22 protein-coding genes are annotated in these 22,647 nt (G+C 55.9%); 4 read left to right on the top strand and 18 right to left on the bottom strand.

Annotated elements, in window-relative coordinates:
• Nucleotides 1–20: 20 nt before the first annotated feature.
• The gene (gene rho / locus LX59_RS08665; RefSeq protein ID WP_144571449.1) at nucleotides 21–1,280 is read right to left on the bottom strand and encodes a transcription termination factor Rho; all 1,260 of its coding nucleotides are present in this window, start codon (nucleotides 1,278–1,280) and stop codon (nucleotides 21–23) included.
• A gap of 229 nt (nucleotides 1,281–1,509) precedes the next feature.
• Complete coding sequence (trxA, locus tag LX59_RS08660) at nucleotides 1,510–1,836, bottom strand: thioredoxin TrxA (protein ID WP_144571448.1); 327 nt, start codon at nucleotides 1,834–1,836, stop codon at nucleotides 1,510–1,512.
• A gap of 223 nt (nucleotides 1,837–2,059) precedes the next feature.
• On the opposite strand from trxA, the gene ppx reads away from it, so the two are divergent.
• Nucleotides 2,060–3,556 carry an exopolyphosphatase gene (gene ppx, locus LX59_RS08655; protein WP_144571447.1) on the top strand — a complete coding sequence of 499 codons (1,497 nt, stop codon included), beginning with the start codon at nucleotides 2,060–2,062 and terminating at the stop codon, nucleotides 3,554–3,556.
• 28 nt (nucleotides 3,557–3,584) lie between these two features.
• Here the strand turns inward: ppx and ppk1 are convergent, their stop codons facing one another.
• Both ppk1 and hemB read right to left on the bottom strand, forming a co-directional pair.
• Nucleotides 3,585–5,765, bottom strand: a complete 2,181-nt coding sequence (ppk1, locus tag LX59_RS08650) for a polyphosphate kinase 1 (RefSeq protein ID WP_144571502.1) — start codon at nucleotides 5,763–5,765, stop codon at nucleotides 3,585–3,587.
• 62 nt (nucleotides 5,766–5,827) lie between these two features.
• On the bottom strand, nucleotides 5,828–6,841 hold the full coding sequence (hemB, locus tag LX59_RS08645; RefSeq protein WP_144571446.1) for a porphobilinogen synthase: 1,014 nt from the start codon (nucleotides 6,839–6,841) through the stop codon (nucleotides 5,828–5,830).
• A 217-nt stretch (nucleotides 6,842–7,058) separates the two neighbouring features.
• Between hemB and elbB the strand changes: the two genes are divergently transcribed.
• Nucleotides 7,059–7,715, top strand: a complete 657-nt coding sequence (elbB, locus tag LX59_RS08640) for an isoprenoid biosynthesis glyoxalase ElbB (RefSeq protein WP_144571445.1) — start codon at nucleotides 7,059–7,061, stop codon at nucleotides 7,713–7,715.
• Here elbB and LX59_RS08635 read toward each other — a convergent pair whose 3' ends face one another.
• Entirely contained in the window at nucleotides 7,716–8,165 is a 450-nt protein-coding gene (locus LX59_RS08635; protein ID WP_144571444.1) for a YaiI/YqxD family protein, read from the bottom strand.
• A gap of 156 nt (nucleotides 8,166–8,321) precedes the next feature.
• Here LX59_RS08635 and LX59_RS08630 point away from each other — a divergent pair, with 156 nt between their 5' ends.
• Nucleotides 8,322–10,379, top strand: a complete 2,058-nt coding sequence (locus tag LX59_RS08630; RefSeq protein WP_144571443.1) for a PhoX family protein — start codon at nucleotides 8,322–8,324, stop codon at nucleotides 10,377–10,379.
• Nucleotides 10,380–10,495: 116 nt separating this feature from the next.
• Entirely contained in the window at nucleotides 10,496–10,732 is a 237-nt protein-coding gene (locus LX59_RS08625) for a DUF2789 domain-containing protein (RefSeq protein WP_144571442.1), read from the top strand.
• A gap of 5 nt (nucleotides 10,733–10,737) precedes the next feature.
• On the opposite strand, the gene gspK is transcribed toward LX59_RS08625, so the two are convergent.
• Genes gspK through LX59_RS08560 form a run of 13 tightly spaced genes read right to left on the bottom strand, consistent with a single transcriptional unit; the run spans nucleotide 10,738 to nucleotide 22,604 of the window.
• Complete coding sequence (gspK, locus tag LX59_RS08620) at nucleotides 10,738–11,757, bottom strand: type II secretion system minor pseudopilin GspK (protein ID WP_281284840.1); 1,020 nt, start codon at nucleotides 11,755–11,757, stop codon at nucleotides 10,738–10,740.
• The gene (locus tag LX59_RS08615) at nucleotides 11,751–12,425 is read right to left on the bottom strand and encodes a type II secretion system protein N (RefSeq protein WP_144571441.1); all 675 of its coding nucleotides are present in this window, start codon (nucleotides 12,423–12,425) and stop codon (nucleotides 11,751–11,753) included. The genes gspK and LX59_RS08615 overlap by 7 nt, the downstream gene beginning before the upstream one ends.
• The gene (gspM, locus tag LX59_RS08610; protein WP_170234356.1) at nucleotides 12,422–12,811 is read right to left on the bottom strand and encodes a type II secretion system protein GspM; all 390 of its coding nucleotides are present in this window, start codon (nucleotides 12,809–12,811) and stop codon (nucleotides 12,422–12,424) included. Before gspM ends, LX59_RS08615 begins: the two co-directional genes overlap by 4 nt.
• A 53-nt stretch (nucleotides 12,812–12,864) precedes the next feature.
• The gene (locus tag LX59_RS08605) at nucleotides 12,865–14,010 is read right to left on the bottom strand and encodes a type II secretion system protein GspL (RefSeq protein ID WP_144571439.1); all 1,146 of its coding nucleotides are present in this window, start codon (nucleotides 14,008–14,010) and stop codon (nucleotides 12,865–12,867) included.
• Between the two features lie 15 nt (nucleotides 14,011–14,025).
• Nucleotides 14,026–14,628: a PulJ/GspJ family protein gene (locus LX59_RS08600; RefSeq protein ID WP_144571438.1), complete on the bottom strand. Its 603-nt coding sequence runs from the start codon at nucleotides 14,626–14,628 to the stop codon at nucleotides 14,026–14,028.
• Nucleotides 14,625–14,999: a type II secretion system protein gene (locus LX59_RS08595; RefSeq protein WP_144571437.1), complete on the bottom strand. Its 375-nt coding sequence runs from the start codon at nucleotides 14,997–14,999 to the stop codon at nucleotides 14,625–14,627. The genes LX59_RS08600 and LX59_RS08595 overlap by 4 nt, the downstream gene beginning before the upstream one ends.
• Entirely contained in the window at nucleotides 14,996–15,442 is a 447-nt protein-coding gene (gene gspH, locus LX59_RS08590) for a type II secretion system minor pseudopilin GspH (RefSeq protein WP_246118723.1), read from the bottom strand. The genes LX59_RS08595 and gspH overlap by 4 nt, the downstream gene beginning before the upstream one ends.
• Before the next feature lie 12 nt (nucleotides 15,443–15,454).
• Entirely contained in the window at nucleotides 15,455–15,889 is a 435-nt protein-coding gene (gene gspG / locus LX59_RS08585) for a type II secretion system major pseudopilin GspG (RefSeq protein ID WP_144571435.1), read from the bottom strand.
• Between the two features lie 18 nt (nucleotides 15,890–15,907).
• Nucleotides 15,908–17,107 carry a type II secretion system inner membrane protein GspF gene (gene gspF / locus LX59_RS08580; protein ID WP_144571434.1) on the bottom strand — a complete coding sequence of 400 codons (1,200 nt, stop codon included), beginning with the start codon at nucleotides 17,105–17,107 and terminating at the stop codon, nucleotides 15,908–15,910.
• 16 nt (nucleotides 17,108–17,123) lie between these two features.
• The gene (locus LX59_RS08575) at nucleotides 17,124–18,572 is read right to left on the bottom strand and encodes a GspE/PulE family protein (protein ID WP_144571500.1); all 1,449 of its coding nucleotides are present in this window, start codon (nucleotides 18,570–18,572) and stop codon (nucleotides 17,124–17,126) included.
• A 5-nt stretch (nucleotides 18,573–18,577) separates the two neighbouring features.
• Nucleotides 18,578–20,539, bottom strand: a complete 1,962-nt coding sequence (gene gspD, locus LX59_RS08570) for a type II secretion system secretin GspD (RefSeq protein ID WP_144571433.1) — start codon at nucleotides 20,537–20,539, stop codon at nucleotides 18,578–18,580.
• Entirely contained in the window at nucleotides 20,536–20,964 is a 429-nt protein-coding gene (locus LX59_RS08565; RefSeq protein ID WP_144571432.1) for a type II secretion system protein N, read from the bottom strand. Before LX59_RS08565 ends, gspD begins: the two co-directional genes overlap by 4 nt.
• A complete protein-coding gene (locus LX59_RS08560) occupies nucleotides 20,964–22,604 on the bottom strand; it encodes a bifunctional UDP-sugar hydrolase/5'-nucleotidase (protein ID WP_170234354.1) in 1,641 nt (546 codons plus the stop codon). The genes LX59_RS08565 and LX59_RS08560 overlap by 1 nt, the downstream gene beginning before the upstream one ends.
• Between the last annotated feature and the right edge of the window lie 43 nt (nucleotides 22,605–22,647).

The following is a 22,647-nucleotide window of genomic DNA, read 5'->3' as shown; positions in this document are numbered from 1 at the left end:
TAGCGGTTTTCGCCGGTTGTTTATTTGCGCTTCATGGACAAGAAGAATTCGTCGTTGGTTTTGGTGTCTTTGAGTTTGTCGAGCAAGAACTCAATGGCAGCGATCTCGTCCATTGGATGCAGCAGCTTGCGCAAAATCCAAATGCGTTGCAGCTCTTCATCAGAGGTCAGGAGCTCTTCGCGGCGGGTGCCGGAGCGGTTGATGTTGATGGCTGGGAACACGCGCTTCTCAGCAATACGGCGATCCAATTGCAGCTCTAGGTTGCCGGTGCCTTTGAATTCTTCGTAGATCACCTCGTCCATTTTGGAGCCGGTTTCCACCAGTGCCGTGGCGAGGATGGTCAGGCTGCCGCCTTCTTCAATGTTTCGTGCCGCACCGAAGAAGCGCTTGGGTTTTTCCAAGGCATGAGCATCCACACCGCCGGTCAGTACTTTGCCGGAGCTGGGAATCACGGTGTTGTAGGCGCGTGCCAAACGGGTGATGGAGTCGAGCAGAATCACCACGTCTTTTTTGTGCTCGACCAAGCGTTTGGCTTTCTCGATCACCATTTCGGCGACCTGAACGTGGCGGGTTGGCGGCTCATCGAAGGTCGAAGCCACCACTTCGCCGCGCACGGTGCGTTGCATCTCGGTTACTTCTTCCGGGCGCTCGTCGATCAACAACACGATCAAATAGCACTCGGGATTATTGCGCGTGATGTTGGCGGCAATGTTTTGCAGCATGATGGTTTTGCCCGCTTTCGGCGGAGCCACAATCAAACCGCGTTGACCCTTACCAATGGGGGCACAGAGGTCGATGACTCGTCCGGTCAGATCTTCGGTAGAGCCATTACCGACCTCCATCTTCAGCCGCGAGTTGGGGAACAGCGGTGTCAGGTTTTCGAACAGAATTTTGTTCTTGGCATTTTCCGGACGGTCAAAGTTGATGGAGTCAACCTTGAGCAGGGCAAAGTAGCGCTCGCCTTCTTTGGGCGGACGAATTTTACCCACGATGGTATCGCCGGTACGCAGGTTAAAACGGCGGATTTGGCTCGGTGACACATAGATATCATCAGGGCCAGCCAGATAAGAGGAATCCGCCGAGCGCAAGAAGCCAAAACCATCCTGCAAAATTTCTAATACACCGTCGCCGGAAATTTCTTCGCCGCTTTTAGCGTGACGCTTTAGCAACGCAAAAATAATATCTTGCTTGCGCGAACGGGCCATGTTTTCGATGCCCATCTGTTCGGCCATTTCCAACAGCTCAGTAATGGGCTTTTGCTTGAGTTCGGTCAGATTCATAGTTCAGGAAGGATAAAAGAAGCATTGAGCTTGGGAATGCCGAGCAGCAAGAGACGGACGGACAGAATTGGCTGTATATGTCGGGCAGGCGAGCGTCGGCGGTCGCATGGGATAGTAGGGATGACATGAGCTGTCATCAGGATCTGAATTTAGCACCCCATGCTCGGTGCGTCCAGCCGGGACACGATAAACCTCAAATTAACTGAGGGTCCCGGCCTGTAAGCAGCAGTTAAATATTGCCGTCCAAAAAAGCAGCCAACTGAGACTTGGATAAAGCGCCCACCTTAGTGGCTTCTACACTGCCGTTTTTAAACAGCATCAGCGTAGGAATGCCCCGTACTCCGTATTTCGCTGGAGTTTCGGAGTTTTGGTCGATGTTCAGTTTGCATACCTTGAGTCTGCCTTCATACTCGCTGGCGATCTCATTTAGAACTGGGGCAATCATTTTGCAAGGCCCACACCACTCCGCCCAGTAATCCACCAGCACAGGGCCGTCTGCTTTGAGGACATCTGCCTCAAAGCTGGCATCGCTCACATTAAAAATGGCATTGCTCATGGATCTCTCCAGATCGTCAAACAAAAGTGTTCCAATAATAGCTTGGCTTGGCTCACACCGAAAGGTATCTGTCTGTTCTGATCCCTATGAGTCAATCCGTCACGCTCCTGCAAGCAAGTAGTCTGAAATGCAGCCTTTGAGCTCCTTTATGAGCAGCAGTCAATTGGCGTAACGGCTCAGCTCGTGGCAGGATTGGCTGAAAATTATCCGGAACGCACCCAAAATGCCGCAATCCAACCCTAACTTCCCGCTCATTGCTGCTATTGATCTGGGCTCCAATAGTTTCCATATGGTCTTAGCCCGTACCAGTGATCGGGAATTACGCATCCTTGACCGTTTGGGCGAAAAAGTCCAATTAGCCGCAGGACTGGACGAAAACCGCCATCTGACGGAAGAATCCATCGTGCGGGGTCTGGATTGCTTAAGCCGCTTTGCTCAATTGGTCAATGGTTTGCCCGAAGGCGCTGTACGCATTGTTGGTACCAACGCCCTGCGCGAAGCCCGTAACCGGGATGACTTTATCCGCCGCGCCCAATTGATTCTAAAACACCCGGTTGAGGTGATTTCAGGCCGCGAAGAAGCGCGCCTGATCTATTTGGGCGTATCCCATACCTTTAGCGGACGAGCGGCTAAACGCTTGGTGGTGGATATCGGCGGGGGGAGTACAGAATTTATCATTGGCCAAGAGTTTGACTCCCAAGTGCGCGAAAGCCTGCAAATGGGTTGTGTCAGCTATACCCAGCGTTATTTTCGCGATGGAAAAATCACCCCTCAGCGCTTCGAGCAAGCCTATACCGCCGCCCGCTTAGAATTGATGGGCATTGAGAAAAACCTATGCCGTTTGGGTTGGGAAGAGGCCATTGGCTCCTCAGGTACTATTCGCTCCATTGCCGCCGCCACTCAAGAGGCGGGCTTAGGCCAAGGTCAAGCCACGGTCGAAGGTTTGGGGTGGCTGAAGCAAAAAGTCCTGAAACTGGGCTCTGTAGATAAGATTGATGTGGCCGGTATTAAACCTGAACGCCAAGCGGTGCTTCCCGCCGGGTTAGCGATTTTGGAAGCCATCTTTGATGCCTTGAACATTAAGGACATGAGTATTTCTGAAGGCGCACTGCGCGAAGGTGTACTCTACGACTTGATTGGCCGCCACCACCACGAAGATGTGCGGGAGCGCACCCTAAACAGCCTGATGACCCGCTACCATGTAGATCTGGATCAAGCTGCCCGCGTAGAGGCCAAAGCCCTAGAAGCTTTCGACCAAGTTCGGGATGCTTGGAATTTAGACGACGAGCGCGATCGAGAGCTATTAAGTTGGGCGGCACGTATTCACGAGGTAGGGCTGGAAATTGCCCATTATCACTACCACAAGCACGGCGCTTACCTGATCGAAAATGCCGATCTTCCCGGATTTTCCCGTCAAGATCAGCGCACCTTGGCTTTATTGGTCAGAAGCCACCGGCGCAATATTCCCAAGCAAAAACTGCTGGCCCTTTCCAATGGCATTACGTTGATACGTCTGTGCGTCATCCTGCGTTTTGCCATCGTGTTCCATCACATTCGTGACCCCCTGCAAGCACCGGAAATTCGCTTGCACGCGGGTCAAGATACCTTGGATATTGCCTTCCCCCAAGGTTGGTTGGCCACCCATCCGCTGACTCAAGCCGATTTTGAGCAAGAAGCCGAGTGGCTAAAACGCATTGATTTCACCCTCAGCGTGCGCTGAGGGTGTTGCCCTCAAAGAAGTTACAGAGTCAACGCCGCACGGTGGGGTTGGTCAACTTGTACAGTAGGGCACTCTGCGAACTACGCGGATGTTGATTACCGGTGGGAGTATTACGGATGTAATGCCCATCGGGTTGTAAGATCCAGCTTTGGGTGTTGTCGTTCAGATAGGTTTCTAGTTCCTTTTTCACCCGTGACAATAGCTTTTTATTTTCCAGTGGGAAGCAGGTTTCAATACGGTTATCGAGGTTGCGCTCCATCCAATCCGCGCTGGATAGGTAGAGCTTCTCCTCCCCGTTATTGAGGAAATAATAGATACGGCTGTGCTCCAAGAAGCGCCCCACAATAGAACGCACGTAAATATTGTGGGATACCCCCGGAATACCGGGCCGCAGGCAGCACATGCCGCGCACGATCAGGTCAATACGCACTCCGGCCTGACTGGCCTTATACAAAGCGCGAATAACCTTAGCATCGGTCAAGCCATTGATCTTAGCGATCACATGGGCAGGCTGACCGTTCAAAGCGTGCTGTGTCTCTTGGGCAATTAAATCCAGCAGGCCTTTTTTCAGGGTGAATGGCGCGTGCAGCAGCTTGTGCATCCGTACCGCTTTACCCATACCGATCAACTGACCAAACAGCTTGGCCACGTCATCACACAGCGCCTCATCGGCGGTGAGTAAACTGTAATCGGTATATAAACGGGCATTACCAGCGTGGTAGTTACCCGTTCCCAAGTGGGCATAACGCACAAAGTCGCCGTTTTCCCGCCGTAGAATCAGCATCATTTTGGCGTGGGTTTTGTAGCCCACCACTCCATAGATCACCACGGCTCCAGCCTGTTGTAAGCGGCTGGCCAGGGCTAGGTTGGACTCCTCATCAAAGCGCGCGCGCAGCTCCACCACGGCGGTGATTTCTTTACCGTTGCGGGCGGCCTCCACCAGAGCATCCACAATTTCTGAGTTTGCACCACTGCGGTACAGGGTCTGCTTGATGGCCACCACATGGGGATCTTTAGCCGCCAAGCGCAGGAAGTCCACCACCGGGGTAAAGGATTCGTAGGGATGCAGTAGCAACATTTCTTGACGACGAATGGCCCGGAATAGGGTATCGCTGTCCTGCCAGCGCGGAATCGCCGGGGTAAAAGGCTGGAACTGAAGCTCTGGATGGCTGTCCAGCCCGGTCACACTGAACAGGCGGGTCAGGTTGACCGGGCCATTGACTCGATACAGCTCCGACTCCGTCAAGCCAAACTGCTGCAACAGGTGATCGGTCAGATGCAGCGGACAATTATCCGCCACTTCCAAACGCACCGCATCGCCATAACGACGGGCAAACAGCTCGCCGCGCAGGGCGCGGGCTAAGTCCTCAACATCCTCGGCATCCACCGACAGGTCAGCGTTACGGGTTAAGCGGAATTGGTAGCAGCCCTTCACCCGCATGCCTAAGAACAACTCATCGGCGTGTGCGTGGATCATGGAAGATAGGAAGACAAAATTATCCCCCGGCCCACCCACCTCTTCAGGAATACGGATCACCCGTGGCAGTAGGCGCGGAGCCGGAATAATCGCCATCCCCGAATTGCGCCCAAAGGCATCTACGCCGTCTAGTTCGACGATGAAGTTAAGGCTTTTATTCACTAACAAGGGGAAGGGATGGGTCGGATCAAGCCCGATGGGAGTCATGATGGGCACGATTTCATCCCGGAAATAAGTCCGAGCCCAGGTTTTGATTTTGGGTGTCCAGTGGCGACGGCGCACAAAACGAATATTTTGCTGCTCCATCGCTGGCAGCAGGATTTCGTTCAGAATGGCGTATTGGCGCTCCACCTGTACGTGCACAATTTCAGAGATTTGCGCCAAGACTACATGGGGCAGCAGACCATCGGCTCCAGCTTGCTCACGGGCGAAGGTGATTTGTTTTTTCAGGCCCGCCACCCGGATCTCGAAGAACTCATCCAAGTTACTGGAGAAGATCAGCAAAAATTTCAGGCGCTCCAGCAAGGGATAGGATTCATCCAGCGCCTGCTCCAACACGCGAATATTAAATTGCAGTTGTGATAACTCCCGATGGATGTACAGGCTAGTGTCATCCAAATCCGGAATATTCAGCGCCGGACTGGGTGCAGCTACAACCGGCTCAGGGACAACCTCAGCCGCTGCCTCTGTAGGCTCAACTTCAGACGCTTGAGCTGTATCCTGCGTATCCATAGGCGTGTTATCCGCTTCGCTGTCCTTGAGTCCTTCGTGGATCATGGGCTTGCCTCTAGGGATTAGTGATCCCGTTTCAGTTGTTGTGCGGCCTGCTTAGCAAAGTAGGTCAGAATACCGTCCGCCCCGGCACGCTTAAAGGCGGTTAATGATTCCAAGATCACAGCCTCACTCAGCCAGCCGTTTTGGATGGCGGCCATGTGCATGGCATATTCTCCACTGACCTGATAGACAAAGGTGGGCACCTTGAAGGTATCTTTCACCCGCCACAGCACATCCAGATAGGGCATTCCCGGCTTCACCATCACCATATCTGCGCCCTCCGCCAAGTCGGCAGCAACCTCGTGTAAGGCTTCGTCTCCGTTGGCCGGGTCCATCTGATAGGTGAACTTGTTGGCTTTGCCCAGATTCGCCGCCGAACCCACCGCGTCCCGGAAGGGGCCGTAGTAAGCACTGGCATACTTGGCTGAGTACGCCATGATGCGCACGTTGGTGTGATCTGCCAGCTCCAAGGCTTCGCGGATGGCCTGAATCCGACCGTCCATCATGTCGGAGGGCGATACCACCTGAGCCCCTGCTTCAGCATGACACAAGGCTTGTTTCACCAAAGCGTCAATGGTGACATCGTTCAGCACATAACCCTGCTCGTCAATGATGCCGTCTTGACCGTGGGTGGTGTAAGGATCAAGGGCCACGTCAGTGATCACACCCAGCTCAGGAAAACGCGCCCGCAACGCGCGGATGGTACGCGGCACTAAGCCCTCAGGATTCCACGCCTCAGCCGCATCTAGGGATTTATACTCGGAGGTGATATAGGGAAAAAGCACAATGGCTGGAATGCCCAGAGCCACCAGCTCTTCGGCTTCCAGCAGTAATTGATCAATGGAGAGTCGATCCACACCCGGCATGGACAGCACCGGCTCACGGCGGTTTTCGCCCTCCAGTATGAACACCGGCAAAATCAGATCATCGACGCTAAGACGGTTTTCACGCACCAAGCGGCGGGAGAAATCATCACAGCGGTTGCGACGCAGTCGAGTGGCAGGGAATAAGCGGTTGGCAGCGTTAAAGCTCACAGCAGACTCCAAACCCGTGCAACGGGCGAATATGACAGTTATACGCCAGCTCTATGACATGCTGATGACAACACAGCAGGGAGCGACCTCCCATTGTGGCCAGCTTCATCCAGCCTGCCAATGGTTTTATCCGCTTAAAAATGGGAGTTTGCTCCTAAGTACCTTGGGCAGTAGCATCAGCTCGCCCGTACTCAATCTGGCACCTTGGAGGTGTGAAATGAACAAGAAAGTAGCGGTCATCCTAGCTGGTTGTGGCGTTTACGATGGATCTGAAATCCACGAAGCAGTGATTGCGCTCGTCTCCCTCGATCGCGGTGGCGCCGAGGTACAGTGCTTTGCCCCCGACATTCCACAAATGCATGTGGTGAATCATTTGACCGGCGAGGTCATGGAAGAAACCCGCAATGTGCTGGTTGAAGCCGCGCGCATCGCCCGAGGTCAAATCAAACCGCTCACCGAGTTGAAGGTAGAAGACTTCGATGCTCTGGTATTACCCGGCGGTTTTGGGGCGGCAAAAAATCTGTGCGATTTCGCCACCCAAGGGGCCGAGTTTCAGGTGCGCCACGACGTACTGCGCGCGGCCCAAGACTTCGCCGAAGCCTCCAAGCCGGTGGGCTTAATCTGTATCTCCCCAGTGATGGCAGTGAAGATTTACGGGGAAGGCGTTGTCTGCACACTGGGCGATGCCGGTTGTGATGCCGCTGAAGCGGTGCGCCGCTTAGGTGCTGAGGTTAAAGGCTGCGCCGCCGATCAGTTTGTCGAGGATACTGAGCGCAAATTGCTGACTACGCCCGCCTATATGGTGGCTCAGTCCCTGACAGAAGCGGCCACCGGCATCGAAAAAATGATCGCCCGTCTGGTGGCACTGGCTTAATCAACGCATCAAACGGGTCAGGAGGCGGTCAAGCGCATTGGCAAATTGCTGGCGATCACGGTCGCTGTACGCCGCTTGCCCGCCACCCACCTGACCCTGCTCACGCAATTCGGTAAACAGGTTACGCACCGCTAAGCGCTCACCCATGTTGCGCTCATCAAACTCACGCCCTCTAGGATCTAAAGCGGCTACGCCTTTGTGGATCAAGCGGCTGGCTAAGGGGATATCGCTGCAAATCACCAGATCTCCCGGCTCGGCGTGCTCCACCAAGTAATCGTCGGCGGCATCGGGGCCAGCAGGTACTACGATCAGTTTTACGCAGGCAAAGCTGGGTTTAATTTGACTCTGGCCAGCTACCAGAATCACCTCAAACTGGCGTTTTAAAGCAAATTTGATCAACTGATCTTTAGCCGCCCTTGGGCACGCATCGGCATCAATCCACACACGCATCGCTTATCTCCTACAACAGAGGGGCATTATCGGTTGCACTCTGTGTTCTGAGGCAATTTTTTGTACGACTTAAAAGGCTCTAGCTTAACCAAATCATCATCTTTCCTCCCTAGAGTCCTGTTTCTATTTCTAAACCTCTAAGGGACTCCAGACGCTATGAGCCGCGAAACCGGAAATACCCATGTGATTAATACCAGCCAAAATGAACCTATGGCTTCCGTATTAGAAAAGTATCTATCGCGGCGTACCGTATTACGCGGTGGATTGAGTGCGGCTTTTGCCATGATGGCCTCAACCAGCCTGACCGGCTGCTTTGATGGCGGTGGTAGCAGCGGTGGTGGCGGCTCCAGTACTCCTGCGACCGATACACCGGCTCAGCCCCTAAGTTTGGGTTTTGAGTCCATTGCAGGCTCCAAAACCGATGGCTGTGTTGTAGCCCAAGGATATACCGCCCAAGTGCTGGCTCCTTGGGGGACGCCGTTAAATACTCTGGCCAATCCTTGGCAAAGTGACGGCAGCAACAGCTCAGAAGATCAGGCCAACTCCGTGGGGATGCACCACGATGGCATGCATTTTTTCCCCATCAATGGCAGCTCAGAAGACGGCTTATTAGCGATCAACTTTGAATACATCGACCAAAGCGCCTTACACCCCGATGGCCCGACTCGGGATGCGGAAGGCCGTCGTCCTGCCGAAGAGGTACGCAAAGAAATCAACGCTCACGGTGCGGGCGTTATTCGGATTACCAAGGTCAATGGCCGCTGGCAAGTGGTCGATAACGACCCACTCAACCGCCGCTTCACCACGGCCAGCCTGATGGATCTGTCTGGCCCCCTACGCGGTACGGCCCACGTGAGAACCAAATTCTCCAAAAATGGCACCCAAACACGCGGCACGAATAACAACTGTGGCAACGGCTACACGCCTTGGGGCACCTATCTCACCTGTGAGGAAAACTGGCCCAACGTATTCCTAAATACCAGCACGCCATTGCCAGAAGATCAGCGCCGAATTGGGATTGCCACCAGCCGCACCAGCTATGGCTGGGAAAGCGCCGCCGGTGACAGCACTGAAGTCAACGATGAATTCACCCGCTTTAACCTCGCCTCCACCGCCGCCAGCGCCGAAGAAGACTACCGCAACGAAGCCAGTACCTACGGCTACATTGTCGAGATCAATCCCTTTGATGCTTCCAGCCGTGCGGTAAAACGCACCGCATTAGGTCGCTTCCGCCACGAAGGCTGCTGGCCCATTCTGCCGGTAGAAGGACAACCCGTAACCTTCTACATGGGCGATGATGCTCAGAATGAATACCTGTACAAGTTCGTTTCCGCGGCTCTGTGGACGGCCGCAGATGCCACGCCTTCTGATCCCTTGGCCACTGGTGCTAAATACATGGACGAAGGCACTTTGTATGTGGCGCGCTTTGATGCCGATGGTACCGGACGCTGGTTGCCTCTGACGGTGGATAGCTCCACCACCGACGGGCGTACTTTAGGCAGTATCTACGGGGATCTGGCTACCATCATTCTGAATACCCGTGGCGCAGCCGATGCCTTGGGAGCCACCCCGATGGATCGCCCTGAATGGACCGCCGTCAACCCCCTCAATGGAGATGTCTACCTAACGCTAACCAATAACTCTAGCCGCACCGAAGCCAACGCCGCCAACCCACGTACCCGCAACCTCAACGGTCATATTATCCGCTGGCATGATGCAGAGGATCGGGTGAGCTTTACGTGGGATATCTTCGTATTTGGCTCCGATGCAGCGGCTGACCCCACCACCACTAACTTCTCTGGCTTAACCGACCTCAACCAGTTCGCCAGCCCTGACGGTCTGTCCTTCGACAGCCGGGGTATTTTGTGGATCGAAACCGATAACGGGGGCAACGCCGTAGCCAGTGCTACCAACGACCAAGTGCTGGCTGTGATCCCCACCACCTTGCTGGATGCATCAGGTAATCAAGCAACCATCCGCGCAGAAAACCAAACCGCCCTGCGTCGTTTCTTCGTCGGCCCCAATGGCTGCGAAGTCACTGGATTGGCGTTCACGCCCGACCACAAAACCATGTTCGTGAATATTCAACACCCCGGCAACTGGCCTTACAGCACCGATGCCACCGAGGTAACACCTGCCGGCACCAGCGTGCGCCCCCGTGCTTCTACCGTGGCGATTCAGCGGGTTGATGGTGGCGATATCGGCGTTGCTTAATCCTCAGTCGTACAGAACGCCCTCCAGACGGACGGGCGCTCTCCTAAAGTAGGAATCTGCACTATGCTGAAGATAGGCACTTTCGCCATGCCTCAACATCAGTGGAGGAATCCATCATGCAAGCGCCCGTTCATGATTTATCTCTGTTGTTTGAACAGTTGGGTCTTAAATCCGACTCAGCCAGCATCAACACCTTTATTACCAGCCACAGTCTTCCCGACCATGTGGTGGTAAATGAGGCTCCGTTCTGGAATTCAGCCCAAGCCTCCATGCTTAAAGAAGCCCTGCAGTTCGATGCAGACTGGGCTTTATTAGTGGATCAGCTCAATGAGCGGCTGCACACCCAGCACTAAATTCATCAAAACCCCAGACTAAATATACCCCTATCAGCCTGCCACAGAGGTGCAGGCTGGCGGCCACGAAAGCGCACCGACTGGGCCGGAATCCGTGCATGCCAGCGGGAAACCCCACGCGCCTCCACCTGATGCAGAGAGCGGAACGGCTGCTCCTGCAAGCTAATCTCCAGCCCTAACAGAATATGGTCGGTATTGAGTACCAAGCCCTCCGCTAAGCGGGCAAAACTACTGTCATCCATCGCACCCAAAGCCTGACGCAGTGCCTCTGCATCGGGATACCCCGTGATCGGACGAGCGGTAATTAATTGAGTCAACACCGTGCGCGATACCTGCCCCTCGTACAAAGCCTCCAACAAGGGTAAGTGTTCCAAGGTCAGGGCATTGGCATTTAAACGCCACCCCGAATGATCCGGCACCACACAGAGTTCGGGATAACTTAGGTAGCGTTGCGCCTGAGGATCGGGAATCAGATTCAGCTCGGTTCGGTCACGCATGGCTCGGTTGGCCACGCGATAGGGTTCGGCTTGACGGGCATAGTGGTCGCTTTCTGCCCCCAAGAGTTGTGGCTGATCATCAGCATCTAGCCAATCCTTCACCTGTTGGGCGTATTGCTCGGCACTCAGAGCGCCTAAGCGACGACTCAGAAGATGCACTAGTTGACGATGGGCACGTTCTTGGTCTTCTCCCAACAAGGCATTGAGATTAAAACAGGTACGCAAATCGCGGATACGCACACGGGCACTGCCTTCTGCAAAAGGATAACTGAGCGGAAAACCCCGCACCGCCTGCCAAAACAAAGGATTTTGCCGCCATAAGGGATCGGTAAAAGCCTGAACCACAAAGGAGCGCGCCGCTTGCTCCATCATCCGCGCCTGAACCTGTTGCTGTAACAAACGCGCTGCATCCAACTCATAACGACCTTGCTGCACCAGCCAAGGCAAACCGGCACTTACTAAAGCCAGCGCTAATAACACCATCAACAAGGCGATGCCTTTTTGCGGTGCTGGATGAAGTTTTACCAAGATAGATTCCGCTCAAAACGGTGTTCATCCGCGCCTAACCAACCCAATTGGCGCAAGATAGGCACCCATTCGCTGCCGGAGGCTAATTGTCCTTGCCAATGGCTGCGCTGGGCATACGGATAGGCCTCCATGTTCAATTGATGGCTCTCCGGCTGCTGCACACTGAGTTTCAGTTGGGGCTCCTTGGCACACAGCAGGCTGATCTGCGCCTGACCAAGCGGCATGCTCCAAGGGCTGACCAGTTGTAACCACTGGCCTTGAATCTGACCGCTAGCGCTTTGGCAGACTAAACCCTGTCCTTGAATCTGCACTTGGCCGTGCCAATCCCCTTCCAAATGCACCGCTGTTTGGGGGGTAGGCTGCTTATGGGTTGGCCACACGCGGGCTTGCCACTGCCAAGGCCAGCCCTCTAACTGCACCTGCCAGTTTTGTTGCTGAAGCCCCGCTTCCATACTGAGACGCGGAGGCCATAAGTTCGTATCCCAAGTCACAGGCCCCAACCAACCCAGTTGCTCAATACGCCCTTGTACCAAACGACCTGTCACGCCCACTGGCTGCCAATCCTTGGGCCAAGTGAAACACTCCAACCAAAAATGAGCAGGACTGTTAGGGATCAGGTGCCCTAGAAAGACCAACAGCGCTATGCAGCACAGACCTGCGATCTTCATGGCTGCACTCCCAGAGGGGCCAGTTGCAGTTCAAAATCCAGCTTTTCCCCGTCACTGCGGCGTATTACCCACTCACGGGCTTGCCACCCCTGCTGCTGAATGCTGTGCAACAAGCGCTGCATGTGAACCACTTGCCCCACCTGCCCCAACACCCGCCATTGCGCGCCTTGCTGCTGAATATCCGTGAGTAAAGCCTGATGGTTTTGCAGCAGACTGTGCCATTGTCCTTGAGTCATGGGTTGTGGGCGCGGTACTTGGGCCACTTGAGCAGCTAAACGCTGCCACTGCTGAGACTCCTGCCAAAAACTCCACACAGGACGCAGTAGCAGCCACAGCACCATCAGCCCAATGACACCCCAACCGGCCCAGAGCAATCGTCGCCGCATCGGGGGGAGCTCCTGCATTTTGCTACACCAGCGCTGCCAAGCTGCCAGATTCATCATGCGCCCCCTGCACCGTCTAAATCGAAGCTCAGTCGTACCTGAGTGGCCTGTTCCTGCGGCTGAACCTGTACCCCCAACTTAACGGCCAGCGCTTTGGCCAAAGACTGCCAGCGGGCGCTCAGCTCCGCAGTAGGCGGCTGCGATCCGCTCACAGTGAGTTGCCATACACGACCGTTAAAGCGGCTTTCGACCAGTTGCCATTCGGATTGACGGCTTAACCAATCCCCCCAAGTGCGCTCCAGCTCGGCCAAGAGCTGCTGAGTTATCTGCTCGGTATGCTGGGAACGCAGCAGCGGTTGTAAACGCTGCTGCGCTTGCTGGCTGGAGACCACAGTGCCTAGCTGTTGCACCACCTGAGCCCGCCATACCTGCGTTTGACGATACAGGGCATAGCCTTCCAACAGCAGCGCACACAGCCCCAACCCCGCGCACAGAGCCGCCAGACGCTGCACCGCTCGACTGGGACGCGGCATCATCCAGCGCCGCCGAGTGCGAGATTGAGAGCGACTCAATAAGTAGCTGAGTCGATCAGCATTCAATTCCGGCAAAATTCCAGTGCTGTCTAAGCGCTGCATCGGGCGCTCAGAAACAAGGGGCCAAGGCTGATCCGCAGGCCAAGTCAAACGCTGCCGAACGCCCTGAGCATCCTGCATTAGATAACAGCCATAGCCTTCGGTTGACCAATACAGGTCGTGCTCGTTGGTGGGTTCAGGCAGTAATAAAAATTCCGTCCATAGGTAACTCAGCTCCAAACCCTGTTGCTGCATTCCCTGTTGCCAGTCTTGTAGCAGCTCTTGATTGACAACAGCTAAATGCAAACGCTGTTGCTGATGGCCAAAACACAGGATCTGTATCTGATCTGGCTCCTGTAAGAGCTGATCTTCTAATACTTGGGGCCATTCGTGGGGCCTTAATCCCACGGGAGCCAATAGCTCAAAATGCGCACAGCAAGGAGCCGGTATCACCAAGGCACACTGAAGATTGCGCAACGTCTCTGGCGGCCAGCCCTGCCCCTGAGCCAGCAATTGCCCTTGATGCCAATGTTGCCAATACCAAAGATCAGCACTGTGCGGACGCGGGGGACGCAGCATTAATAGGTTAGGTAGTGGCGCACGGGGCCAAAAACGCCGGAGTTTTTTCATGCTCACCTCAGTCGCTCAAGGCCGTAGATCCGGCAGGCTAAAGGTACAGACATAGGGCAACCCACCTTGCTGTAGCGTCAAACGCACACCCTGAACGGGAAAATCCTTGAGTCCAGCCACTTCCGCTTGCCAACGCTGGCCGTAATAAAACTGAAGACTGGGATAGACCACCGAGTCCAACCGCGCTTGCACCTGCCAAGAGGTGTCCCGTATAGCATAGGGATTAGCACGACTTAAGAGCTCCAATGCCTGAGTATCCACCTGATAATGCAGACGCTGAGGTTGCAACGCCGTTATTCCCGCTACAGGCGGCCAACCCCGCAAAGCCAGCCACTCCAAGGCCCAAGGGGAAGCCTGCCAGTCCAAACCACCAGAAGGATCGGCTCGATTGGATTCGGCCACAGGGACTAAGGCATCCAAACTTTGCTCCAGCAGCAGACAAAACTCCAACACCGGAGGCACGGCGGTGTGAGCCAAGTGGGTGCGCGCCTCTTGCCAGCCTTGCACCACCGCCGCAATCAGCAGGCTTAACACCAGAGTCAGGGCGATGGCGACCAGCAACTCCATCAGGGTTAAGCCCTGTTGCTGACGGCCTAAATGGGGCACCGCAAAACTCATGACCGCCGCCCGATAAAGAAGATAAACTGCCCCAAGCGTTGCTTGGCCTGCGCATCGGCAAACAGCTGTAAATCCCCGCGTCTGAGCTGCTTTACGCCGGTATCGGTCAGACTCAAACGCCAGAAACACGGCTGCCCGCCTTGAGTCAACTGGCCTTGCTGTGGCCCTGCGGAAGGCCAATAACCCTCCACCTCAAAACGCGCCCTTAATTCCCGCGCACAGAAACTGGCCAACAGATGTTGCTGCGCGGCCTCACGGCTGTTGATCCGCTGATGCACGATTTGATTGACCAACACCACCATGATCGCTGCGATTAATAAGGCGACCATGACTTCCAGCAGGGTAAATCCCCTGTACCGACACATCTTCATGGTGCTGGCTGCACCTGTATCCGGGTGCTGGTTTGCCAGTGCCAACGCTCGCCACCCTCAGGCCACGACCAACGCACTTGCACCGGCTGCGCTAAACCGCTGGGGGTAAAAATTACCCAAGGTTCTTGGGCAGCAGGGCGGTCGGGGCGTAACTCCTGCGGCCAATCGGCCCATCCTTGGGTACTGCTGTCTAAGGGAGTCCAGACTAAGCGGCCTTCGTTCAGATTCAACTGTACCGACTGCGGATGCTGCCCTGTCCAACGCAAGCCCAGAATGCGCCCCGACAGTTGCGCCTGTTGCGCCAATTGACGACTCTGGGCGGCTAGCTGCTCCAACGCCGAGCCAATAGAGGATGCAGGGCCAAGCCACGCCACGCTTAAGGCGGTCATCAACCCCAACAGCGCCAGCACCAGCATCAGCTCCAACAGGCTAAACCCCTGCATCCGTATCACGGCTTAGAGGTTCCAATTACCAATGTCAGCGTCCATACCCTCACCCCCTTCTTGGCCATCTGCGCCCAGCGAATACAGGTCGATGCGGCCTTGCTGCCCCGGTGAACGATAGCCATAGGTATTACCCCAAGGATCTTCCGGCAACCGACGAATATAGCCATCCGTCCGCCATTGACGCGGCAGAGGTTCAGTCTGAGGTTTAGTTATCAAGGCGGCTAAGCCCTGTTCGGTAGTGGGATAGCGCAGGTTATCCAGCCGATACATATCCAAGGCCTGTTCTAAGGTGGCGATGTCGGCACGGGCTTTTTGGCGCATGGCCTGATCCTGATTGCCCAGCACATTAGGAGCGACGATGGCCACCAGCAAACCGATGATAAAAATCACCACCATAATTTCCATCAGCGTAAAACCGCGCTGAGTCGAGCGAAGAACGGGCATTGCTATGACCTCCTGTAGTTAAAAATTCAGCCCCTGATTGAGTTGCATCACCGGCAGCAGCACCGCCAGCACGATAAACAGCACCACCGCACCCATCACCAGAATCATCACCGGCTCAAACAGGGCGAGGGCTAAATCCACCTGACGGGCAAAGCCGCGCTCTTGATCCTCCGCCACCCGGCCCAGCATTTCGGGCAGGGTGCCGCTGGCCTCGCCGCTGGCCACCATGTTCAGCAATAAAGGTGGGAAATGGCCGCTGTGATCCAACGCACGGTGCAAGCTGATGCCGGTTTTCACCTGCATTTGCACCTGCTGCAACGCCCGATAAATGGCTTGGTTGCTGACCGAAGCGGTGCTGACCTGCAAGGCTTCCAACAACGGAACGCCACTGCCGGTCAAAATCGCCAAACTGCGGGATAAGCGAGCGCTGTTCAGCACCGAGCACAGCAGCCCCAAACGCGGCAGGCGCAGCAGTAAACGGTCGTGCCGATAGCGCCAATGGGGATGAGCCAACATCCAGTGGCGCACTAAAGCCACCGCCACTATGAGCCCCAGCAGCAAGGGCCAAATCTGGCGTAAAGCATCGCTCAGGCTGATCAAAATTTGGGTGATGAGGGGCAGGCTTTGCCCCGCGTGGTTAAATTGCTCGGTGAGTTTAGGCACCACGAACACCATCAAGCCCACCACCACCAGCAAAGATACCAGCAGCAACAATGAGGGATAAATCAGTGCGGTACGGGCTTTGTGGCGCTGGCGTTGTACCTGCTCTAAATACTCGGCCAAGCGCTCCAGCACAGCGGCCAGCTTGCCGGACTTTTCCCCCGCCTCTACCAAGGCGCAGTACAGAGCATCAAAGCTGCCTTGGCGGCGTAGGCTTTCGGCCAAGCCATGTCCTTCTCCCAAGCTATGGCTTAGACGGCGTAATAGATGGCGGGTGGCACTGTCGGTGAGCTGTCGCTCTAGGGTGCTCAGTGCCTCGACTAAGGAGATACCCGCCCCCAGCAAGGTAGATAGCTGTCGGGTCAGCTCACAGCGCTGACTGTGATTAAGTTGATGACGGCGGACGGCCCATGAATTGCTGCTTTGTTCACGCAAATGGCGCACGAATAAACCCTGTTCGCGCAAGCGCTGCCGAGCTTGGCGCTCGTTATCAGCCTGAATCTGATCTTTGCGGGTGCGGCCCTGTAAATCCAAGGCTTGATATTGGTAGCAGGGCATGACTTAGGCTCCTGGCTCAATGCTGTACGGCACGCAGCACCTCCGCCAAACTGGTGTGGCGCTGGCTTAAAGCCTCCAGAGCCATAGCGCCGAGGCTTTGGCGCTTATCGGCTAAGTAAGCACTCATGGCTAACTCATCGGCACCTTGGTACAGCAGGCTCACCAAACCTTCATCCAACACAATAAACTCATACAGCCCCAAACGGCCTTGATAGCCGGTGTGCTGACAATCCGGGCAACCCACGGGATGGGCCGTTACTTCCAGCCGCTCCAAACCTTCCAATAAGCTGAAATCAGCGGGCTGCACCGGCTGCAACTGAGCACAACGGCATAAGCGCCGCACCAGCCGTTGGGCCAAAACCCCTTTCAGGCTGGAGGCAATCAGAAAGGGCTCAATCCCCATATCCCGCAGTCGCGTTACCGCGCCCAACGCGCTGTTGGTGTGTAGGGTAGAGAGCACCAAATGCCCGGTGAGGCTGGCTTGTACTGCAATTTGCGCGGTTTCCGTGTCGCGAATTTCCCCTACCATGATCACGTCCGGATCTTGGCGCAAAATCGCCCGCAAGCTGCCGGCGAAGGTCAGGCCCGCTTTGGGATTCACCGCCGTTTGCCCGATGCCGGTAATGGCGTATTCCACCGGATCTTCCACGGTCAAAATATTGCGGCTACCGTCATTCAGCAGGTTCAGGCTGGCATACAGAGTGGTGGTTTTACCCGAACCCGTGGGGCCGGTGCTCAGGAGGATGCCATTGGGTTGCTGCAAGCACTGGCGTAACGCCTGCTCCAAACGCGGCGGGAACCCCAACTGCCCCAGCTCCAGCAGATTGGCTTGCTTATCCAATACCCGCATCACCACCCGCTCGCCATGCATACCGGGCAGGGTGGACACGCGAATATCCATCTCCCGACTGCCTACTCGCAGGCTGATGCGTCCGTCTTGGGGCTGGCGTTTTTCCGCAATATCCAGCCGCGCCATCACCTTGATACGCGACACCAGCATGGCCGACAAAGGACGCGGCGGGCGCAACACTTCGCGCAAATGGCCATCCACCCGCAGACGCACCACTAAGGCCTGCTCAAAGGTTTCGATGTGAATATCCGAAGCCTGCAAGCGCAGCGCCTCGGCCAGCAACCCATTAATCAGGCGGATCACCGGGGCTTCCTGATCGGTTTCCAGCAAATCCTCGGTGCGCGGCAACTCGCTCATCAGGCTGTCTAAATCTACTTGGTCGGCAATGCCTTCAATTAAAGCGGCGGTGGCCTGCTCGCCACCTTGATAATGGCGGGTCAATTCGCTGGCAAACTGGGCTTGATCCAATACGTGGGTTTGCTGTGGCCAGCCTCGCACCCGAATCAGCTCCTGTACTTGGCTGTAATCGGCGTTAGGGCTGAGGGACAGCACAAAGCCCTCCTCCTGCTCAGTCACCAAAATGCCGGTTTGACGCGCCAAGCGATAGGGCAGCATGGGGCTCATGGCAGCTCCAGTGTCCCTAAACGGGCTCGACTGGGTGGAAACAAGTTGAGCAAACTAGTGCCCTCTGGCATGGCCGGGAGTTGCGGATTTAGGCTTTTCAGGTGCTGATATTTGTCCGTGCTCAGTTGGGCCAAGCTCTGAGGATCGCGCACGATGCGTGGACGGATAAACACCATCAGGTTTTGCTTGAGCTGACTGCGGGAGGCAGAACGAAACAATTGTCCCACCACCGGCAAGTCACCCAGCCAAGGCACGCGCTGGTCGCTGTCGCTGGCCTCATCGCTGATTAAACCGCCCAGCACCACCACGCCGCTGTCCTCTACCATTACCGTGGTCTTAATTTCCCGTTTGTTGGTGATCACATCGCTGGCTAGGCTGCTGTCGGTCAGGGAGGAGACCTCCTGCACAATGTCCATACGTACCGTGTTGTCGATGGTGATTTGCGGACGAATCCGCAGTTTCACCCCGACCTCTTTACGCTCAATGGTTTGATAGGGATTGCTGTTGTCTTGAGTGACCGATCCGGTGATAAAGGGGACTTCCTGCCCCACCATGATGGAGGCTTCGGCGTTATCCAGCGTGGATAGAGTCGGCGTGGACAGCAGGTTAAAGCCGGTTTCCGTCTTAATGGCATTCACCAAGGTGACGAAATTAATCCCGCTGCCTAGATTGCCAATACCAAAGGTACTGCCCTGCATCCCGGATAAAATATCGCCCAGACCGCTGGTGTCATCGCTTAGAGCGGCGGCGGCCAAGGAGTTAATGCTGGCTCCACCGCTGCTGTTGGTGAAGTTGATACTACCCACCGGCACCGTCGAGCCGTTTTGATCCAGAAACAGCCACTGCACCCCCAGCTCGCGGGCACGGTTTTCTGAAACTTCGGCGATGATGGCTTCCACCATGACCTGCGCGCGGCGAATGTCCAACCGCTCAATGATATTTTTGTAGGTGGCTAGCTCATTGTCCGGGCCCATCATAATCAGCGCGTTGGTGCCTTCCTCCGCTTCCATGCGCACTCCGTTGGCGGTGACTAAGGCTTGAGCGGGACTGGTGGCTGCCGTGGTGCTTTCTCCTGCGCTTTCGGTGGGGGCTTGGCTTTCCTGAGCCAAACCGCGTAATACCTTAAGTACATCGGCGGCATTGGCGTGGCGCAGATAAAACACCTGAGTATTACCGGAAGGTTCACGCGGGGTATCCAGTTGCCGCAGCATGGCCTTCACCTGAGTGCGCGCCTCCGCATTGCCCCGCACCAGCAGGGTATTGGTACGCGGATCGGCCAACACTTGGGCCTGTGTGGTGGCCGGATTTTTGGCTAATAGCTGGTTGGCCAAGGGAGCCAGCTCCTTGGCGCGCGCATGCTGTACCGGCAGCACTTCCAGCGGCTCATTGCTGACCTGATCCACTTCGCGCAACAGATCGCTGATGCGGCTTAGATTGCTGCGCCAATCCGTGACCACCAGCAAATTAGCCGAAGGATAGGGCGTGACCACCCCCACACGGGGATCGACCAAGGGTTTGAGTACGTTGAGTAATTGCTCACTGCCGGCATTGCGCACACTGAATACCCGAGTCGCCATGCCATCGCTACCGGCTCCCGCAACCTGAATGTCTCCCACGTCCACCGGCACTGGCTCTAAACGGGCCACTTGGTCGGACACAATCTTCACATGGCCGTTGGGTAAATCTACGGCAGCGTAGCCCTGCGCCCGCAACTGCGCCAAGAAAATGCCGTACAGTTGATCAGAAGTAACCGGCTCGGCACTGCGCACCGTTACCGGCCCCTTCACCTTGGGATCGACAATAAAGGTGATGCCGGTAATGCGCGACACACTGTCGATAAATTCGGTGATCTCGGTGTTCACGAAGTTGACTTCGTAGCGCTCTGGCTCCTGTGCGGCGGCTTCGTTGAAGGCAAAGCTGAGCCACAGCAGGCTGAGTATTCCTATCCATCGCTTCATGTATTGGCTGCTTTTTTGATGCCCACCACAGGCCGCTCCTCTGGCCAAGGCAGGCGCTCCCGACGACCATTGCGGTTAAAGACCAATCCACGGCCATCAATCTGTTCCAATACCACGCCGGGGGCTAAACGCTGGCCCACACTTAAGGCGCGCTGCTGCTTATTCACCGTCAGCACCACTATCGTGTCCTGTAGAGACTGGGCTTTCAGGCTGCCAATCCATTGCACATCCAAGGTAGTACGCGGCCAGTCGCTGGCTTGCGCTACAGGTGGTGCGCGCCAATGTTGGGCCAATAATCCCGGTATTTTGGGCAGCTCAAAGGCTTGGGGTAATTCCGGTTGAGGCGTGCGCCACACCGCTAATACCGACTGAGCGGCTAACCAAGCCGCCGCTACCGTCAGCACGAGCTGCATCAAGGACTGCATCAGGCGGGCTCCCGTGGATGCCAACCGGGATGACCTTGCACATACAGCAAATGGGGTAGTTTCGGCTCCGGCATCTGCCAGCCAACCGGCTGGGCGCGCAAAAAAGCCTCCATGTATTGCCACAGCGGGCGGCCTTCTTGCTCCGATTGATTCATCCCTAGCGTGCGACACATTGAGGTGCTGCTGGCCAAACCGCTGATGCGCTTACCCGAAGGGCTGTAGGCTACTTGCCAATCCTGCCCCAATAAGCGCGGCAAATCCTGACTGTTATCCAGCAACAAGGTGCGGCCAAAGAGCTGCTCTGCCGAATGCTCTAAGACTTGCTCTAAAGCACTCGCGGGAGCCTCCACCACCGGCGCGGCATAACTGCCGGTTAAGCTAAGCAGATGTTCACGGGTAATGGCTTGGCCGCGTTTAAGGGGATAGTCGTAACGCAAACCGGGCAGCAACACCTGTCCGCTGTAGTTGTCTGCCAAAGCCTGATAGATCAACTGATCCCAAGTACCAGCGCGAATATCCCGCCGCCATAAATCCTGTGGCGCGTGGCCTAAAGCTTGATCCAACCAACTGGCATGGGGCGCTCTTTGAGTCTGCAACAGACTTTTTAGATGGACTGCCCGCTCCTGTCCCTGCGTATTTAATCCTTGAGCAAAAGCCGGTTGAAACTGAGCTTGAATCTCCCAACGTCCTTCGACACGCTGACAGCGAATCCGTTGCACACCACTGGCACGGCTACCGGCTAAAATCAGGGGAATTTCCCGCCCTGAACTTTGGCGTACCCCAATCGGCTGTGGCCATAAATCCTGCCCCCGAGCGCCCAACACCAGATCGGCTTGTGGAAGCTGTTTGGCTAACCAAAAACTAGGCCCAGTGCCCACATCGGCCAGCACTACTACTAAATCGGATTGCTCCCGTGCTTGGTTCAGCGGCGCTTGCAGACGCTCTAACCATTGGCTGAGTGGCGCTTCTTGATCACGGGCGTAGGGATTGATCACCCCCACTACACCGATGCGCACGCCCGCGCGCTCAAAAAAAGCCACGCCTTGAGTCCCCAAGCGTTGCTGCTGTGCCTCAGATAAACCCGCGCCTAATACGGGAATTCCTGCTTGTCGGTACAGGCTGGCGGCTTGAGCAGGCCAGAGGCTGCGCTCATCACTGCTGACTCTTACATCGGAGCCCAATAGCTGACTACCTTGCACGCCAGATCCGCCTTGACTGAGGTAGGCTAGGCCGCTGCCGTTCCAACATTGGCCATTTTCCAGAATCAGGCTGTTATCGACTCCGGCTTGGGCGGTCATCTGGGTCAATAAGCCTCCCAATACCGCGTAGCCACCGGTTTCCTGAGCCGGATGAGTGTTGTCCAACAGTGCGATCATATCCGCCGACGCACCCGAGGCTAGACGGGCGGAACTACCGGTCATCCAAGGGGCTTGGCCAATATGGGTCGCAGGCCCAAGGCGGGTACGCGGAACGACGGGCAAGGACGGCTGACGAGCATCCAGCGTATCGGCGATGTACAACAGCTCCAAAGGCGCAGAGCTGCTGGTAGATCGCATAGGTTGCGCGCAGCCGCTCAACCAAGGCAGCAACACGCTGGCTCCCAAGCCTTGTACGATCCGGCGGCGCGTGATTGACCCCACCCCGATGTTCTCCCCTGCCCATGAGTCGGTCTGAATACAGGCA

The organism is Azomonas agilis (assembly GCF_007830255.1).
In the GTDB taxonomy this organism is placed as follows: Bacteria; Pseudomonadota; Gammaproteobacteria; order Pseudomonadales; family Pseudomonadaceae; genus Azomonas; species Azomonas agilis.
This window is presented reverse-complemented; position numbering and strand designations above follow the sequence as displayed.